The following is a 17,673-nucleotide window of genomic DNA, read 5'->3' as shown; positions in this document are numbered from 1 at the left end:
AAAATACTCCAAGGCGGCGTTGCTCTCAATCCCAATAGCCAGCTATTGGTCAATCGAGCGCCTTGCTTTGATTTATTTTTTCTGTGCACAACAAGGTCACAAACTTAATTGAGTTGGTATTATAAAAACTATAAGACGAATTTGGTTGAGAATTGTACATAGTCAGAATCAGCATTTGATTCAGCCATTTCAAAGTTACCTACTTCTAAACCAAAAGATAGCTGCTTAGTTACGTTTTTAAAGATGTTGACTCCCCAGTGAGAGCGATCTGTATCACGAAGATCAGTTGTGGTATTACCATAGAATACTGAACTACGCATATCGTCTGTCCAGAAATGACGATAAGCAACCATGACCGAGGTGGTATCTTCTGCTTCCCAACTACCTGTACTATTTTGAGCTACGTCTGTAGAAGCGGTAACACCCACGTAACGACCGACATTACCACCGTGTACTTGAAAGCGAAAATCATCTTTACCAAAGGTATTAATACGACCGGCAACACCGAAACCTATTGCCGACTCAGAGCCATCAAGGGTTTGTAATTGTCGAGCTAAACCAGACACAGAAACATTACCCCAGTCGCCTTTAAAGGTATATTTACCTATGAAGTCTGGAATGGAATCATTGCCATGAACACCTTTGTATGTTTCAGGATTTTCAATAGAAAGTTGTAAGCCGCCATTGGTATATCGAACCTGACCTTGACGAATAAAGGCAGAAGCTACTAACGGGCCACCAAAATCGGCTGCTTCAGCAAGAGAACTCGTGTTTTGGAAAGTAGTCCATGTTTGGCCAACTAAGACATTTTTGTACTTAACAAAGGCATGACGCAAACGTGGCTTGGAAGAGTTGGAGATAATTTCATTACCACCACCTGACACGGCATCACCGTAAAAATCCATTTCAATAAAACCAGTGACATCACCATGGACATATTTAGTGTTAAAACGCGTTTCATTGACGGCAATGCCAAAGTTAGATTGGCTTTCTGCTAGAACAGTTCCACCACCGTACCAGTAATCGTTCGCAGCAATATTACCACTGGTATAGCGCGCATCAACCTTAATGTAACCACCAAAGGTTATGCTATCGCCATCGTCTAATTTGATGGTGTAACCGGAATTAGCTGCGCTGGTAACCGCTAATAAGCTGGTTGCTAGTATTAATTTCTTAACTTTAAATAATGAATTATGAAACATGATATTCCCCATTTTTGTTTACTTATTATTGTGAGACTTAATGTCTGTTATTTGTTTCAAGCTACTAATCTTTTACGAGGTCTTATACGCCTCTTATGATTTTACTTTATTGTGGCTTTTTGTTATCTAATAGTAAGTTAGAGTGTAAAGTGAACAAAAGGAATTAGACCTAAGTCTACATTGCCAGAAAAAGTACTTATACTTTAGTCGATTTTTATCAAATAACTTCCACTATTTGAAATTCCCTCTAGTTTTGTCGTCAATTATCCATCTCGTCAGGGTTTGTCTTGAATATAGCTAACCGTAAAAATAGTGTTAATCATTGACAGTTAAATACTTGAACGACAGTCAGAAAATCGGTACAGGGAGGGGCAGTACATTAGTGGTAAGTAATTAGGTTGTTATGCAGAAAAAAGCCCAGGATGAAGCAGTGTTACATTGCTTAATATCCTAGGCTTATTTTGCGTTCTTTTACTGTAATTTTGACCTTAACTTCAAGGTTGATTTTTACTAGCTAGTTGACTAAAAAGCAACTTGTACAGCAAGGCGGTAGCTAATGCCGTCACCAACGGTTACGTTAGAAGTACCACCACCGGCTAGGTAGTCGGTATCAAGTAAGTTTTGCACATTAAAGCGTAAGTTAATGTCGGTATTTTGTAGGGCTATTTTATAAGTAGCACCGACATCAATACGAGTATAAGCATCTTTTACTACTGTGTTATCTTGGTTAGCAAAGCGCTCACCTTCATAAAAAGCACCAGCATTAATAGCTAGGTTTTCAGTCAATTCATAACGTGACCAAAGCGACGCTGACCACTCTGGTGCATCAATAGGTGTCATGCCAGTGTATTCTTCATCATTTTCATAAGTGGCATCAAGGTTCATCATAGAGGCCATAACAAAAAGTTTATCGGTTACTGCACCTTGTGCGGCCACTTCAAAACCTTTATGACGCTGTTCACCTACTTGTGAAGTGCGGTAGCTATCATCTTCATTATACTCAGTAACTAATACACCAGACTTAGTGATGTCGAATATTGCTGTAGTTAGTAACAAACGATCATCCAATAGTTGCCATTTAGCACCAAGCTCATATTGTTTTGAAGTCATGGCATCGATTTCCATGCCATAGTTTAAATCTTCGTCATCATTAATAGTTTCACTGCTCTGTGGCTCAAAACCTTCACTGTAGCTGGCATAGAAAGTGGCATTTTCACTTGGATGATAAAGTACACCAGCTTTAGGTAATAATGATTCATTATCAGCACCGGTTTTACTTTGTTTATCGTAGCGACCGCCAATCATTACTTGCCATTTTTGGTTAATGGTGATCAAATCTTGAATATAAATACCGTAATAATCGTATTCACTGGTATAAAGGCTGTCATCTGTGGTGTAACTAATATCAGGGCGCGGTGGCTCAACTTGGCCAGCAGAGTACTCAAATGACTCGCCTTTTACTTTTAATTGACCGTAGTAATAATCAAGGTAGTTAGCACCAACAAGTAAGGTATGCTCTACACCGGCAAGTTCGAATTCACCAGTAAAGTCAATAAAGCTGGTGGTGAACTGCCAATCATCAAAGCGGTCATAAGGTTTTGAGGTGTAGCTGTCTCCTTCGACAAAATCACTCGGTTTTTTCGCTGCTGATTCAAAACGTTGACGTTCAAATGTCTGCTCGTTATAGCCAAATTTCACTTGCCAAGCATCATTGATAATATAGCTGGCATCAACACCGTAGTTTTCAACGGTAATATCAGTAAAGGCCCATGACATATCACGAATGGTTTTATCATCGCCAATAACATTACCGTCATCATCTAACCAAGCACCAGTATCTAAACCGGCTTTATCATTGGTTTTATCATAATGAAAACGCACGAGTAAATCGTCATTAATATCATAATCAACTACCAAGGCACCAAGGAAACGCTCACGCTCTCTTTGCTCACCGTTTTGGTATTCACGTTGATAAGTGACATCTTGCTTAACTAAGTTAGCGCGGTAACGTAGTGACTCATCTTCAGTTATTGCACCACCTGCATCCAATGTCAGGCGAGATGAACCTTCTTGATCAACATCTAAACCTAGATTAAAGATAGAGTTAGTGGTTGGTTTTTTGGTAACCATATTAACTAAGCCACCAGGACCTGATTGACCGTATAAAATACTTGAAGGTCCCTTGATAACTTCAATGCTTTCTAGTGTTTCAATTGGCTGTTGGTAATGAGACCAATGTTGATGACCGTCACGTAAATAACCATTTGAAGAGCTTAATTCAAAACCACGTAAACTAAATACTTCACGGTTACGTTGCTTAGATCCTGCGGTTAAGCTGGCGTCATTAACGAGTACTTCACCTAAAGTGGTGGCTAATTGCTCGTTAATTACCGTAGCTGGAATAACGGTGACCGATTGTGCAGTTTCTAATAAAGAGATATTACCGCGCAAAGCACCGTTAGCATTATCAACTTTATAGCCATTAAAATAGCTACCTTTAACTTGAATCACTTCAATATCTTTAAGTGCTTTAGTCTCTGTTGAATCAGCGACAACCTTTGCTGTAGGAGCGTCAGTGGTATTAGTAGCATTATCAGCTGTATTGGCAACAGTATTAGCAGAAACGGCTGTCGAAGAAAGTATCGCGCTGACGGCTAAAAATAGGGGAGAAAACTTCATAAATAACTCAAACCTTAATGAATATAAGAGTAAAACAAGCGTACAGTATAATAATAGCGCGAAGTCTAATGATAATTATTATCATTAGCAATGGCTATGAGGTATAGTTTTGTAACAACTTTGTAATTTCTAGTGTTTACTTAAGGATAGTTTGATTTAGCACATGTTTATTATGTTTATCAGGCAATAAAAAAGGCCAGCTAAGCTGACCTTTTTCATTTGTTTTGTAGTAAAAGTGTAGGCTTTTACTTCTTATCAGCTGATTTTTGCGCTGTTAAGTTAGCTGCATGAGGTAAGTCATGAGCAGGCATTGGCTTGTTATCATGTTTTAAGTAGTTATCCATCCAACGCATTAAACGTAAGCTGTAATCGTACTTGGCAGCGGCACGTTTATTACCATGGCCTTCACCTGGGTAATAGACTAAACGCACTGTTTTACCACGTACTTTCATGTAGCGGTACATTTCCATAGATTGTGCAGGATGTACACGAGGATCTGCTTTACCGTGCATAATTAGTAATGGCGTTTCAGATTGTTCTACCCAATAAATAGGGCTGCGTTCTAAATACCATTGCCATTTGTCCCAAGGATATGAACGAGCATGAACTAAGTTCATTTCGTTTGAAATATCAGTAGTACCAAACTTTGATAACTGGTTAGAAATACCAACAAACATTACGCTAGCTGCAAAGTGTTTAGTTAATTTAGTTGCACCCCAAGCTGAAGCATAACCACCGTATGAACCACCAGTAATACCAACTTTTTTCTCATTCACTAAACCAATGTTTACTAAATGATTTTTAAGGTCTACCAAGTCATCAAATTCTTTACCTGCGTAATCGTTTTGACCTAGTTTAGAGTAGTCTACGCCTTTGCCTGTGCTACCACGGTAGTTAGGGTAAAATACGGCATAACCTTGTGCTGCTGCTAATTGGCCCGGACGAGAGTAAGCTGTAATCCAGCCATCTTTGTCATGGCTTTCTGGACCGCCATGTACTGACATGATTAATGGGTAACGCTGACCTTTTTTGTAATCAAGTGGGTAAACTAATACACCGCCTATTTCTACGCCGTCACGGGCTTTAATTGTAAGACTTTCTTGTTTAGCTAAAGCAACATCATTTAACCAAGTATTTGAATCAGTTAAGCGAGTTTGTATTTTGCCGCGCAGCATAAATACTTCGTTAGGGTGTTGGGCAGTGTTTGCTTTTACCACAACGGTTTTGTCTGAGTCAGAAATACTCAAGTTACCCGCGATGAACTTGCCACCGGCAACCACTGTTTTGTATTTGTTAGAGCCAGGCTTAATTTTGGCAACAACTGACTGAGTACCAATGTTGGCGATGAAATATAATTCATTGCGCTTATTAGACCATTCAAAATCACTTACGTGACCGTTAAAGTCGGGTAACCAGTTAGCTACTTTACCTGTGCTAACGTTGGCAATAAATAAACGACCTGTTGCAGGATCATGTTTGTCTTGCGCACCATGTAGGGCAACATATTTACCATCGTATGAAAATTCAGCTGCGCCTAGCTTTCCTTCGGTAGCGAAAGAGGTTTTAACTGATTTTTTAGCGATATCAACAATGTGCCATCGTGACTTCATGTATTTGTCATCAATTAAAGCAGTAGGTTGAGTTTTAACTAATAAATCTTTACCTGTTGGCGAGAAATGCACATCAGAAACATAACCTTTGATGTCCCATGCTGTCGGTGTAATTGCTTTATCAGACTGAGCCAGATTGGTTACATATAAAAGCTGATTAGTAAGTTGTTCTTCAAAAACTTCCGCTTTAAAACCTAAACCTTGTAGTTTCTTAACTGACTTGTCTTTGGCTTTTTTCGCTAAGATTGCAATTTGCTTATTATCACTGCTAAGTGCGTAATTATTAATGCTAGTGTCTTTTAATACTACGGCTTTTTGTGCTTGACCACCGTTGGCAGGAATTTGATAAAGGTTAGTGAATTTATCATCATTCATTTTGGCTAGGAAATAGATTAATGAACCATCAGCAGACCACTGAATATTTCTAATATTTACTTTACCGGTAATAAAAGGACGCTCAACGCCTTTATCATTCACTAGGTATAACTCACCCCAATTTTTACCGTCTTTTTCAACATAGATCTCACGAGGAACTGAGCGAGTGTAAGCAATATACTCACCACTTGGGCTGACTTGTGCTTGGCTAACTGATTGCAAAGTTACCAGGTTTTCAGCGGTAATAACTTTGCTTGTTTGTTCAGCTGTGGCTACTGAACAAGTAAGCAAGCCAAAGCTGATCGCTAAGGCTTGTTTTAACGAGTTTATTTTTAGTTTCATTTCTAGTCCTAGAGGTCTATTCGAAAAATTTTAACCCCCCGAGTTTATGTTTTTTTGAGCGTGAAACCAATGGAAAGTGCATTAAATTCGATGAAAAGAGGAAAAATCGAGATTAAATAGAGTTTGTGTCTGTGTATTTTGTAAAATTTATCTATTAGCATAAATTGACAATAAAAATTACGTAACAATATGTAGTTAATAGAGCGTATTGACAATGAAAAGAAGAACAATTAGGAGAACTGACGCAAGTACTCACTAGCTTGTTAAACCGCTCTTCAGCCGTATAAGTTAGTATTTATACGGCTCTATTTACCATCAGAGGTAAATGTATTGGTTTAAATTTAGTACAAAGTTGGTTTATACTAAATTTAAGTATTCTCAACAATTTGTGCGTCTATGTATAAAATGTTACAGCAGGTCTTAATTGTACTTTTACTGGTCTTCCCCTCTTTGTTGCTAGCCAAACAAGAACTGCGTGTTGGTGTCGGTAATTTCCCGCCCTTTTTTATAGAGGCGGAAAACAAGGGCCTATTTCTTGATATAACCCGAGAAATATTTAAGCAATTGCCAGAATATGAAGTTAAATTCATTTTTATGAGTAATCATAGGTTGCTCCATGAAATTAACAGCGGCAAGATTATTGACGTTGCTTGTAATATATTTTCTGCTTCAAAAGTGAAAGGTCATTTATCTGAGGCTCTTTTCCGTTATACCGATGTGGCAGTGTCTAAGAAGATACATGCTCTTGAAATCGATGATATTGAAGACTTACAGGCATATTCTATAGCGGCTTATCAAGGGGCAAAAGATCTTTTGGGTGAGCAGTATAAGCAAATGGCGTTGGCTAATGATAATTACTCAGAGCACTCACACCCTAAAGATACCACTTATTTAATGGCCGCTGGGCAGAAAGATATTCGGGTAGGTGATATTCATATATTTTTTCACGACCTACAAAATAAATATTACCAAGGTGATACACCTATAAAGAAAAGTGACTTTAACATTCATCGCTTATGGCCTGATGTTTATTCTCACATGGCATTTAAAAATGCTGACTTAAGGGATGCTGTGAATAAAGTGATAAAACAGCTTAAGCAAGATGGCACTATTGAAAAAATTTATGCAAAATACCAAATACACTAATCGTGCGTATAAATAGTAAGCATAAAAAAGTCACCCAATATAAGCTACGTTAAGGTGACTTTTTATAAAATAATTAATCTATTAATTAGGCTACTTAAATCTAGCTTGTAAGTAATCAAACACTGCACGAATACCAAAAGCTTCACCACCTAATGGGCGACCAGGTAAGTGACGAACATTAAAAGCCATAACATCAAAGTGTACCCAATCGGTCTTTTCAACAAACCGCTGTAAATATAATGCGGCAGTAATAGCACCGCCAAAAGGCTGCGTTGGGCAGTTAGTCATATCGGCTATAGTGCTTTTGAATAAATCATCATAAGGTTTATGTAACGGCATACGCCATACTGGATCACTATTTTTCAGACCAGCAGTGGTGATATCGGCAGCTACTTGATCATTAGTTGAGAAGAAGCCCGCTAATTCAGTGCCTAAAGCAACACGCATAGCACCCGTTAACGTAGCAAAATCGATGATTAATTCAGGTTCATCATTTTCAGCTTCGGCTAAAGCATCACATAATACTAAACGACCTTCGGCATCAGTATTATGGATTTCAACGGTAAGACCTTTACGCGTAGTAACTACATCTCCTGGACGAAGTGCATTGCTTGAGACTGCATTTTCTACCGCAGGAATTAACACACGTAAATTAATAGGTAAGTTATGCGCCATGATCAACTGAGCTAAACCTAAAACGTGGGCAGCACCGCCCATGTCTTTTTTCATATTACGCATACCTGCAGCGGGTTTCATATCTAAACCGCCACTGTCAAAACAGACACCTTTACCAACAAGTGTTACTTGTGGATGACTTTTATCACCCCAAGTTAAATCGACTAAACGAGGCGTGTTAATACTGGCGCGACCAACGGCATGAATGGTTGGATAATTATGTACTAGTAGCTCATCACCAATAATTTGCTTAACTTCACCATTAAATTGTTCAGCTAGCTCTAACGCGGCTTGGGCTATGTCTACCGGCATCATATCGGCAGCAGGCGTATTGACTAGATCACGTGTTAAGGCGGTTGCTTGGGCAAATTTAATGGCACTAGCAACAATCTCGGCATTGTTAATCGCTAAACTTGCTAAGGTTTTTTCTGGCTTGTTAGTAATATATCTATCATATTGATAAGCACCTACTAACCAACCAAAACTGATGGCGGCAACGTGCTCTGACTCTGCTTGTAATAAAAACTGGCTCTGAGGCAGCTGCTTAATTAGGTCGCCACAAGCAAAATAATCACTGGCATCAGCCACACAAAATACTGCTTGACTCAATTCACCTTGGCCATCGGACATAAGTGCTAGGCCGTCACCTTGATAATTAGTATTAGTTAGCCAAGTTTGGTTATGTTTATCTTGTTTACTAAACCAAGCTTGGTAAGCACTTTTTTCAATAACAAAAAGGTTAATACCTTGGTTTTCAGCGTTTAGTAAGTTATTCATGAGCTTCCTTTAGGTCTAATGGCTATCTTGATGTAATGCTTAGATTGTAACCCAAGATGACCATAGAAGAAGCTCTATTGGCTCATTTCTTTATCGATTTTTTATCAATTTTTATTGAACGGCTAAGTTCGCTTAAAGAGTGACCGACAGTACAATAGCTAAATTATCCAAGCGGGTTTTATTTCCCTATTGAGATGGTCAAGTGCTCAAATTCTCTGACTTTATCAATGACAGCAACCACATCTTCATGACGAGTATTATAATTTGGAATAACTATGGCTGAGCTGCTGTCATTTTTTGCGATAAAGTTTTCAATACGGGCCGGAACACGTTCAATATCGACAGGTTTTCCATTAAAAGTCACCATACCAGAATCACTGATTCTGAGTACCATCGCTGGCGTAGATTGGCTTTGAGGTTTATTAATTTTAGGGCGATTAACCATTATTCCTTCTTCTTTGACAAAGGAGGTGGTGACGATAAAAAAGATTAACAAAATAAATACTATATCGAGCATAGGTGTCATATCGACTTCGGAGTTTTCAACTTCAGATCGAGCTTTTCTTGCAGACATATTTCTTCCTTGGAATTATTTGAGTTACCAGCTTTTATCTTTGTATGAAAAACGAACACGGGACTCACTATGTACGAAGGGTTACGTAGAGTCAAATAAATATACGAAATAAATCGTAGTAAGTTTTTTTGTATTTTAGCGAGAAGATTTAGTCATTTAGAGATGTTAGAGCAAGACATCTTTAAGGGTGATTTTTCCGTCTTTATTGGCCTTACTCATTTGTGCCATAAATAATTCGGCGGTGGCAATCGCATCATTGAGGGCATTATGGCCATGGTGCTCTGGCAGTTGCATTTTATGCCGTAAGTTGGCAAGGCGTAATTCCGACGGGTCATAAGCAACGTCGCGTTTATCCAAGCGGCGTTTAGCCAGTGCCAAGGTATCTATCATAGGAAAAATGGGCGCCATGCCATAAATGTGATGACAAGCTTCAGTCAAAAATTGTTTTTCAATACGAGCAAAATGTACCAGCATTACTTTACCGGCAAGAGCTTTAAGTAAAGCTTCAACTACTGTAGCTAAGGCTTGGCCTTGTTCTTTTTGGCTGTCGGTAATGTGATGAATAATGACATTACTTTCTTCAAGTTGTGCTTTGGTTTTAATAATTTGATGGTAACTTGTTTTGAGTGACATTTGTTGCTGTCTAAGGGTGATAAAGCCAACACTAAGCAGTTTATCCTGCTTGGCATTCAGGCCGGTTGTTTCAAAGTCCACCGCCAAAATAGCTACTTTATCAATAGGGGTTGCCATACTTGGCATTGGCACGGATAAGAAGTCTCGCAAGGCGCCTGCAGGTGCTTTATTTAACAATTGCTTACGCTTAGCTTCATAACCAAGCAGCCAAGAGAATAATGGTGAATTCGTCAAGGTTGTACTGGGCATTAGTAGCTCGATTGCCTTGCATCTTGTAGGCTTTTAATGACCTTAAAGGCATCTTTAAGGTGTTCACGCTCTAACTTAGATATTTCTTTCGGTGACAAATAATTATCGGCACTCTCGCCGCGCATTAACTCTTTCGCTTGATGTTCCACTCTCAACATACCTAAGAACTCATAAGCATCAATTAAGTTTTCTGCAGAGCCTCGGGTTAAAGAAGGTGTGCCAGCCGCCTGCTGAATGCGCTCAATGGTATTTACTGCACTAATACCTTCAGATAAAGCATAAATTCGTGCCAAATCTACCACTGGCGCAATACCATTATGTTTTAAATCTAGCGTCGCTCTATGTTTACCATTTTGCTTTAAAACAAAGTCACGAAAAAAACCCAGTGGCGGGCGTAAATTTAAAGCGTTTTTAGTTAAATGGGCAATAAATAGCGTACTGTTTTGTGTTTTTATTAACAGCTGTTTTCTTACTTTATTCAGTAAAGATGCATCGCCATAAATGGTCTCTAAATCAAAAAACACGCAACTGTTGAGTAAGGCCTTCGGGCTAGGTGTTTCTACCCAATCAGTAAAATAGTTTTGCCAGATTTTTTGCGGTTGTCGCCACTTAGGATTAGTCGCCATGATATCGCCGGGGCAATAGATAAAGCCACATTCAGCTAAACCATCACAAACAAAGGTCGCCAGACTTTCAAACCAAGCATCATCATAAGGCTTCATGGAATTACAGATAATAATGGCATTATCTTGATCTGAATGGGCGAGCTGCTCTTGTCTTGCTTGCGAGCCTGCAGCAAGCCAAGCGTAAGGCACAGGCGCTTGGCCATATTTGTATTCGGCCATTTCAATTAAACGTTTAGTAAATGCCATGGTAATTGCGCTAATGCTTTTGCCGACGTGATCGGCACTGCTGCCAAGTTTTGCTAGGCGAATTTGCAACTTAGGCAATAACTGACTGATTTCTTTTAGCTCGGTGAGGTTGTTTGCTTTGTGGATAATGCTCGATAAATTAATAGCATTATGACCTTCATTATTAATCAAGTCTGTGACGGTAACCATACCGACAAGCTCATCATTTTTGGTGACCGGTAAGTGATGGATATGTTTAGCCGTCATCATCATCAAGGCGTCATAGGCGTTACTTTTTGCATCAATAGTGCACATATCACGGGTCATAATTTCGCTGATAGCGGCACTGGTTACTAACCCCGTAGCCACACAGCGGCGGCGAATATCTTTATCTGTGACAATGCCAACCGGATTATCATCTTCGACCACCACTAGGCAAGAATAGCCCTCTTCATTCATTTGCATGGCGGCTTGCTGAATAGTTTGGTCTGCATTAATACTTGCCACTGGGCTTTGATAAAAGTTACTGACCGCAGTATTCATTAAGGTGGAAGATAAAATAGCCTCTTCATTCACCTGAGTCATTTTATTTTTTAAGCGTTGGGCGGAGTTTTGACTAAAATAGTCACTAATACTGGGGAAACGCTCACCTATATTCTGTAAAACAGTGGCTTCAACGCTGTAAATTAAGCAGTCTTCATCGGTATGTACTTGCAGCTGGCTAGCGGTAGCAGTTTGACTGTTACTTAGTGCATTAGTTTCGGTATGGTAAAAAGCATCACACAAGTCTCCTTCACTCAAGCGGCTGACTAATTCACCGTCGGCAGAGCGGCAGCTAATAGCGCCTTTTCGCAAAATATATAATCTTGGCTCGTTAATGCCTTTTGGCGGAAGATAGTCATCTTTTCTCACATAATTGATAGTTAGTTCCCGCACAAGATGGGCAAGTACTTGCTTGGGCAAGCTATCAAAAGGCGGAATGCTGCGAATAAAAGTGCTAATTTCTGACAGTTCAGTATCCATATTTTTCCCGCTATTTAGCCAGTAACTAGCCAGTAATAATCAATTATCTAGTGATAGCATTAATCTAGAGTTTTGTTGTCGTATAGACAAGTGTTATCAGACAAACCTAGACTAAAGTTGAGTGCGGCAATCAATATTTTAACTGGCGGGTGTAGATCTTGAGCTCTGTTAATCACATCCCATTGCTAATAACTGCTTATATGAACGAGTGAATATACAATCGCAATATTAGACTAATTACTCAGGTTTTATGGTGCTTGCAGCCTTTTCATCAATCTAGACTAAAGGCTAATACCCCGCCAAAAAAAAGCTTGTTAGGGTAATTAACAGTTAAAGTTGCATATAGATTTTTGTCACTGCTTTCAAATTACCGCTAATATTTATCGGTAAGTTTTGACCGAAATCTATAGCCATACTTTCACTAATTGATACATAAAATTATTATTAACTTTCTTTAAGTAAAAGCGTAATAAAGCGAAATAAAAAAATAAATCGCTAAAAAACGCTACGTCGCTAGGAGACTATTGTGGAAGAAAATAAAGAAGCATACTGGCAGGAAAATCTGCGCTTGATCTTTATCTGTCTTGCAATCTGGTTCGTTGTTTCATTTGGTTTAGGTTTACTTCTGGTAGAGCCGCTAAATGAATTCCGTCTAGGTGGGTACAAACTTGGTTTTTGGTTTGCACAGCAAGGTTCAATTTATTCATTTTTAGGTTTGATCTTTTGGTATGGCGCCAAAATGAACAAGCTTGATAAAAAATATCACGCGGAGGGCTAAGGGATGGAAGAGTTAAAACTATATACTTACATCGCAGTATTTGGCACATTTGCTTTATATTTTGCTATTGCTTGGTGGGCTCGTGCGGGTTCAACCAGTGATTTCTACGTAGCGGGCGGCGGTATTACCCCATTACAAAACGGCATGGCTATTGGCGCTGATTGGATGAGTGCCGCGTCATTCATTTCTATGGCAGGTATGATTGCCTTCATGGGTTATGGTGGTTCAGTCTTCTTAATGGGTTGGACTGGTGGTTATGTCTTACTGGCTTTGCTGTTAGCACCATATATGCGTAAACACGGTAAGTTCACTGTACCTGAGTTTATTTTCGACCGTTATTATTCAAAAACGGCCCGTGTTGTGGCGGTAATTTGTTTAATCATAGCGTCACTTACCTACATTATCGGTCAAATGAAAGGTGTTGGTGTTGCCTTCTCGCGCTTCTTAGAAGTTGATTATGGTATCGGCTTAGGCATAGGCATGTTTGTTGTTTGGGTATATGCAGTATTAGGTGGCATGAAAGGCATTACTTATACACAAATTGCGCAATATGTAGTAATGATCTTTGCTTACACTATTCCTGCGGTATTTATTTCATTACAACTTACCGGTAATCCAATTCCACAATTAGGTCTAGGTAGTACCCTTGCTGATGGTAGTGGCATTTACTTACTTGATAAGTTAGATATGGTTGTTACTGATTTAGGCTTTAAAGAATACACCACAGATAACCTAGGCGGTACAGTTAACATGTTCGCTTATACCATTTCTCTGATGATTGGTACTGCGGGTCTTCCTCATGTAATCATGCGCTTCTTCACTGTACCTTCAGTACAAGCAGCACGTGCTTCAGCGGGTTACGCTTTAGTATGTATCGCCTTGCTTTACACTGTTGCTCCTGCGGTTGGCGCCATGGCTCGTCTTAACTTGATGAATACTATTGAACCTGTTGCTGGTCAAAACCTTGAGTATGCTGAGCGTCCACAATGGTTTAAAGATTGGGAAAAAACCGGTCTATTAAAGTATGAAGACAAAAATGGCGACGGTAAAATTCAATACACAGCAGACCCTGCTACCAATGAAATGGTGAAAGTTGACCGTGACATTATGGTATTAGCTAACCCTGCTATTGCGAACTTACCTAACTGGGTTATTGCCTTGGTTGCCGCGGGTGGTTTAGCCGCTGCGCTATCAACTGCCGCAGGTTTGTTATTGGCAATATCCTCATCCATCTCACATGATTTAATGAAGGGCATCTTAACGCCGGATCTATCGGAGAAAAATGAGTTACTGGCTGGTCGAGTAGTCATGACCATAGCGATAATCATCTCCGGTTACCTTGGTTTAAATCCGCCTGGCTTTGCCGCAGGAACGGTCGCCTTAGCCTTTGGCTTAGCCGCATCAAGTATCTTCCCTGCGCTAATGATGGGTATATTCTCTAAGAAAATGAGTGGCCCAGCGGCGGTTGCCGGTATGTGTTCAGGTATTGGTGTTACTATGCTGTATGTGTTCCAACACAAAGGCATTATGTTCATCCCAGGTACTTCATTCCTAGGTGATATGGGTCCTAACTGGTTCTTCGGTATTTCGCCTAACGCTTTTGGTGCAGTTGGTGCTTTAGTTAACTTTATCGTAGCGTTCGCTTTGCTTAAAGTTACTGGTCCAGCACCTGCACATATCCAAGAAATGGTACAAAACATGCGTATTCCTGGAAATGTTAGTGCAGCACACGATCACTAGAACATTAAGTGATTAGACGTGACTTAGGTCACGTTAAGATAAACTAAAAGGCTAGACGACTGTTGCTCCCAAAGTCGCTAGCCTTTCTTTTTTTGCCACAATTTGGTTTAATACCTTTAGATAAATCAATGTTTTTTTTAAAGAAAAAGTATAAGAAGATACCCTATGAATAAACACACTAAACTTGCTTTTATGGTTGCTCCCTTTCTCGCTATTATCGGCTTTATCGGCGCGGATTATTATGAAGAATCACAAGCAGATGATAATAAAATCATTCAATTATCGCCGGAAGGACATTGTGATATTGTTAATAAAAATTGTGTGCTGAGTTCAGGCGAATTTAAAGTAAACATTTCTGATAATGCCGGTGTTACTGAAGTTAATTCAACGTTTCCGTTAGATAGTGCCACCCTATTTTTGGTCGATAAAAGCGATAAAATGACGCCTTATCCACTAGGCATGCAAAAAAGTCCTTATTATTGGCACAGTAATACGCCAATAGGTGAGCTGGTAGCTAATAAAGGCGATAGTTACAAATTGCGTTTAATCGCCAATATTAAAGGCGGTCAGTACATCAGTGAGTTTTATACACAAACAGTGCAGTAAGCCAATCACTTTAGTGGTAAGTAACATAAAGGATAGTAAGAACAGACCCTAGTATAGGGATAAAAATCAACTATACTTTTAAGTTGGTGTTCAATTGGTATATACCCAAGCTACTTCAATATGCTCGTTTCAGGACGCCTGAGCGATTCATGATCAAGGCCTGTATTTCATTAATGGTTGTTCCCTTAATGAAATATTCAACGATGAGCATGATTTGCTCAGATGTCCCAGAAAGGCTGACTTAGAAACGCTTTATCCATCGTTATTGGTTTCGACAATAGAATAACTATTCTCTTCAATCAATGCCTTGCCTAAAGACGTTTCTAATTCCAGCTGAATCCTGCATATTGAGGTCGCTTGGGTATAACAACGTCTAAAAACAATTAAGGGATTAATTTATGCAATATTTAGTCGATGATTTTATAAGGATGAATCAAGCAGGACAAGTACTGGCATTATGTGAAAAATACTATCATGATGATGTCACTATGCTCAGTGATGGAGAACTGTTTGCTCAATCAATGTCTGAAGCCTATGAAAGACAAAAAGGTTTTGTCGCCTCCATTGAATCCTTTGATATTCAACTTATTTCCCAGCAACTTAATGGTAATATTAGCGAGCTGGTCTTTTTCTATAAAATGATAGGTACTGATGAAACCTTAAACGAATTTACCGGCAAACATATTCAAACTTGGCAAGATAATAAAATTATTTATGAAGAATACCTAACCGTCTAGCTTAATAATCAAGTCAAACAAGCTATCACCACCATTTCCAAGTCAAAGCTATAACAAAAATCTAGTACAGCATGGTGAGTTTACCTAGAGTAAACTCCATCATCTTGCTTAATCTCTCATGATAACCTTGCGCTGACGCTCTTCATTTTATGGTTAACTGCGCTAATTTTGTAGTGCGAAGAGCTCGTAAAATTAGAACATTACACAGCATTACAACCTATTGATATTCAGTTGATTATGCGTAAAACTAAACGATAATATTTATTGATTTTCATTGTTTAGTTGTACGCATACGTGGTGATTATGAGGTGAAAGGTAGCTATGCTTTGAGCGACAGCGCCATTTACCATAAGTTTATGCTGAAACTAGTTGAAAATTTACTACGTCATTCATTTTTTATTATTAATATAGTTAGCTTTCAGGAGAAGGTATGTCTGCTATTAGACCGACAGTAAGACCTAAACATACCATTTTATTTAAGTTTTCCTTTGGCTTGAGTCTGTTATTTGTAGTGATGCTCGCGGCAACTTATATGGTGGTCGATCTCGTCGCTAAGGAATATTTAGTTAATAAAAATAAGGAGTTGATTGGTGAGACGGGTTCTCGAATCGTATCAGAGATATCACTACGCATTAGTATTGCCGAAACCTTAACTCGAAATTTGGCTGCTGTAGGGGAGACCTTGCCTAAAGAGCCAAGACTGTTCCACAAAGTTATTCCTCAAATGCTTGCTATGCAAGAAAGTCAAGACTTTATTGTTGGCGGTGGCGTCTGGCCTGAGCCTAGACAATTTACTCCAGGGCAAGAGCGACGTAGCTTTTTTTGGGGCCGAGACAGCTCAGGTAAATTACAGTATTTCGACCAATATAATGATGTCAATAGTGCTGGTTATCATAACGAAGAATGGTATGTGCCAGGTCGTTATAGCAAGCCAGGGGAGTGCCTCTGGTCTAAGTCTTATATGGACCCGTATACCTTGGCGCCGATGGTAACCTGTACCGTGCCAATGTTCGAGCAGCAACAGTTTTCGGGTAATGCTACGGTTGATGTCAGTCTGCAACAACTGAAGAGTATATTACGCGAGGGTAGCGCTAAGCTGGGCGGTTACGCTTATGCAGTTGATCGTAATAATAAATTTTTGTCCTTTCCCGATGACCAGCTAACTAAAACAACCAATCGAGATAATAATAATTTAACCCAAGAGTATATTACGGTAAATCAGCTAGCAGAAAAACTTGATTCATTTCAGCCTGTTGCGGATGTGTTAACTGAAATAAATCAATCTTTGATTCAGTCTGTTGCAGAGAAAAATAGGGGGCTGGCTGAGGGGCTGGCTGAGCAAAGCAAACAAATATCTTCCATAGACGCACAATTAATTGTCGCTAATATGTTGATGCTACGAGATCAGAATGACAAGCTTGGTTCTACAACGATTTCGGTGATCAGTAAGCAAGACTTCATACTCGGTGAGCCAGTAAACGTGTCGGTATTTATCATGCCAAAAACCTTATGGAAAATAATTGTCGTCACACCTCAGCAAGTGGCGATAAATAGCGCCAGTGAGGTGGCCAATTTGATCTTAATATTGCTTTTCGCCATCATGATTGTTGCGGCTTTTTTCGGTTTTATTTATTGTCGACGTAATTTAATTGTACCTATGTATCGAATGGTCAACC

The 17,673-nt window shown here is 39.3% G+C and carries 12 protein-coding genes and 1 pseudogene; 6 read left to right on the top strand and 7 right to left on the bottom strand.

The window, feature by feature from the left end:
• Window positions 1-128: 128 nt before the first annotated feature.
• From HRT50_RS02860 to HRT50_RS02850, 3 genes are all read right to left on the bottom strand, one after another.
• Entirely contained in the window at window positions 129-1,202 is a 1,074-nt protein-coding gene (locus HRT50_RS02860; RefSeq protein WP_291611151.1) for a DcaP family trimeric outer membrane transporter, read from the bottom strand.
• Between the two features lie 522 nt (window positions 1,203-1,724).
• Window positions 1,725-3,881, bottom strand: a complete 2,157-nt coding sequence (locus HRT50_RS02855) for a TonB-dependent siderophore receptor (protein ID WP_291611149.1) — start codon at window positions 3,879-3,881, stop codon at window positions 1,725-1,727.
• 245 nt (window positions 3,882-4,126) lie between these two features.
• Window positions 4,127-6,208, bottom strand: a complete 2,082-nt coding sequence (locus tag HRT50_RS02850) for a S9 family peptidase (protein ID WP_291611147.1) — start codon at window positions 6,206-6,208, stop codon at window positions 4,127-4,129.
• 396 nt (window positions 6,209-6,604) lie between these two features.
• Here HRT50_RS02850 and HRT50_RS02845 point away from each other — a divergent pair, with 396 nt between their 5' ends.
• Complete coding sequence (locus HRT50_RS02845) at window positions 6,605-7,354, top strand: ABC transporter substrate-binding protein (RefSeq protein WP_291611145.1); 750 nt, start codon at window positions 6,605-6,607, stop codon at window positions 7,352-7,354.
• 90 nt (window positions 7,355-7,444) lie between these two features.
• Here HRT50_RS02845 and HRT50_RS02840 read toward each other — a convergent pair whose 3' ends face one another.
• The 4 genes from HRT50_RS02840 to HRT50_RS02825 form a co-directional block, all read right to left on the bottom strand.
• Complete coding sequence (locus HRT50_RS02840; RefSeq protein ID WP_291611143.1) at window positions 7,445-8,806, bottom strand: M17 family metallopeptidase; 1,362 nt, start codon at window positions 8,804-8,806, stop codon at window positions 7,445-7,447.
• Window positions 8,807-8,984: 178 nt separating this feature from the next.
• The gene (locus HRT50_RS02835; RefSeq protein ID WP_291611141.1) at window positions 8,985-9,380 is read right to left on the bottom strand and encodes a biopolymer transporter ExbD; all 396 of its coding nucleotides are present in this window, start codon (window positions 9,378-9,380) and stop codon (window positions 8,985-8,987) included.
• A 165-nt stretch (window positions 9,381-9,545) separates the two neighbouring features.
• Complete coding sequence (locus HRT50_RS02830; protein ID WP_291611139.1) at window positions 9,546-10,262, bottom strand: exonuclease domain-containing protein; 717 nt, start codon at window positions 10,260-10,262, stop codon at window positions 9,546-9,548.
• Window positions 10,262-12,136, bottom strand: a complete 1,875-nt coding sequence (locus tag HRT50_RS02825; RefSeq protein ID WP_291611137.1) for a putative nucleotidyltransferase substrate binding domain-containing protein — start codon at window positions 12,134-12,136, stop codon at window positions 10,262-10,264. The genes HRT50_RS02830 and HRT50_RS02825 overlap by 1 nt, the downstream gene beginning before the upstream one ends.
• 526 nt (window positions 12,137-12,662) lie before the next feature.
• On the opposite strand from HRT50_RS02825, the gene HRT50_RS02820 reads away from it, so the two are divergent.
• From HRT50_RS02820 to HRT50_RS02800, 5 genes and pseudogenes are all read left to right on the top strand, one after another.
• Window positions 12,663-12,914 (top strand): DUF4212 domain-containing protein, encoded by a 252-nt coding sequence (locus HRT50_RS02820; RefSeq protein ID WP_291611135.1) that lies wholly within the window; start codon window positions 12,663-12,665, stop codon window positions 12,912-12,914.
• A gap of 3 nt (window positions 12,915-12,917) precedes the next feature.
• Entirely contained in the window at window positions 12,918-14,654 is a 1,737-nt protein-coding gene (locus HRT50_RS02815) for a sodium:solute symporter family protein (protein WP_291611134.1), read from the top strand.
• Window positions 14,655-14,819: 165 nt separating this feature from the next.
• On the top strand, window positions 14,820-15,260 hold the full coding sequence (locus HRT50_RS02810) for a hypothetical protein (RefSeq protein WP_291611132.1): 441 nt from the start codon (window positions 14,820-14,822) through the stop codon (window positions 15,258-15,260).
• A gap of 398 nt (window positions 15,261-15,658) precedes the next feature.
• Window positions 15,659-15,997, top strand: coding sequence for a hypothetical protein (locus HRT50_RS02805; RefSeq protein WP_291611130.1), 339 nt, complete (start codon window positions 15,659-15,661; stop codon window positions 15,995-15,997).
• Window positions 15,998-16,427: 430 nt separating this feature from the next.
• Window positions 16,428-17,673, top strand: a pseudogene (locus HRT50_RS02800) (sensor domain-containing phosphodiesterase); the annotation flags it as partial.

Origin of the sequence: Colwellia sp. (assembly GCF_013215345.1) — a bacterium.
In the GTDB taxonomy this organism is placed as follows: Bacteria; Pseudomonadota; Gammaproteobacteria; order Enterobacterales; family Alteromonadaceae; genus Colwellia.
Note: the sequence above shows the minus strand (reverse complement) of the source record. Positions and strands in the feature narration are given on the sequence as shown.

What these genes read in the sequence shown, in the direction of transcription:
- HRT50_RS02860 (WP_291611151.1), bottom strand. Translation starts at nt 1,202, where the DNA reads ATGTTTCATAATTCATTATTTAAAGTTAAGAAATTAATACTAGCAACC.
- HRT50_RS02855 (WP_291611149.1), bottom strand. Translation starts at nt 3,881, where the DNA reads ATGAAGTTTTCTCCCCTATTTTTAGCCGTCAGCGCGATACTTTCTTCG.
- HRT50_RS02850 (WP_291611147.1), bottom strand. Translation starts at nt 6,208, where the DNA reads ATGAAACTAAAAATAAACTCGTTAAAACAAGCCTTAGCGATCAGCTTT.
- HRT50_RS02845 (WP_291611145.1), top strand. Translation starts at nt 6,605, where the DNA reads ATGTATAAAATGTTACAGCAGGTCTTAATTGTACTTTTACTGGTCTTC.
- HRT50_RS02840 (WP_291611143.1), bottom strand. Translation starts at nt 8,806, where the DNA reads ATGAATAACTTACTAAACGCTGAAAACCAAGGTATTAACCTTTTTGTT.
- HRT50_RS02835 (WP_291611141.1), bottom strand. Translation starts at nt 9,380, where the DNA reads ATGTCTGCAAGAAAAGCTCGATCTGAAGTTGAAAACTCCGAAGTCGAT.
- HRT50_RS02830 (WP_291611139.1), bottom strand. Translation starts at nt 10,262, where the DNA reads ATGCCCAGTACAACCTTGACGAATTCACCATTATTCTCTTGGCTGCTT.
- HRT50_RS02825 (WP_291611137.1), bottom strand. Translation starts at nt 12,136, where the DNA reads ATGGATACTGAACTGTCAGAAATTAGCACTTTTATTCGCAGCATTCCG.
- HRT50_RS02815 (WP_291611134.1), top strand. Translation starts at nt 12,918, where the DNA reads ATGGAAGAGTTAAAACTATATACTTACATCGCAGTATTTGGCACATTT.
- HRT50_RS02810 (WP_291611132.1), top strand. Translation starts at nt 14,820, where the DNA reads ATGAATAAACACACTAAACTTGCTTTTATGGTTGCTCCCTTTCTCGCT.
- HRT50_RS02805 (WP_291611130.1), top strand. Translation starts at nt 15,659, where the DNA reads ATGCAATATTTAGTCGATGATTTTATAAGGATGAATCAAGCAGGACAA.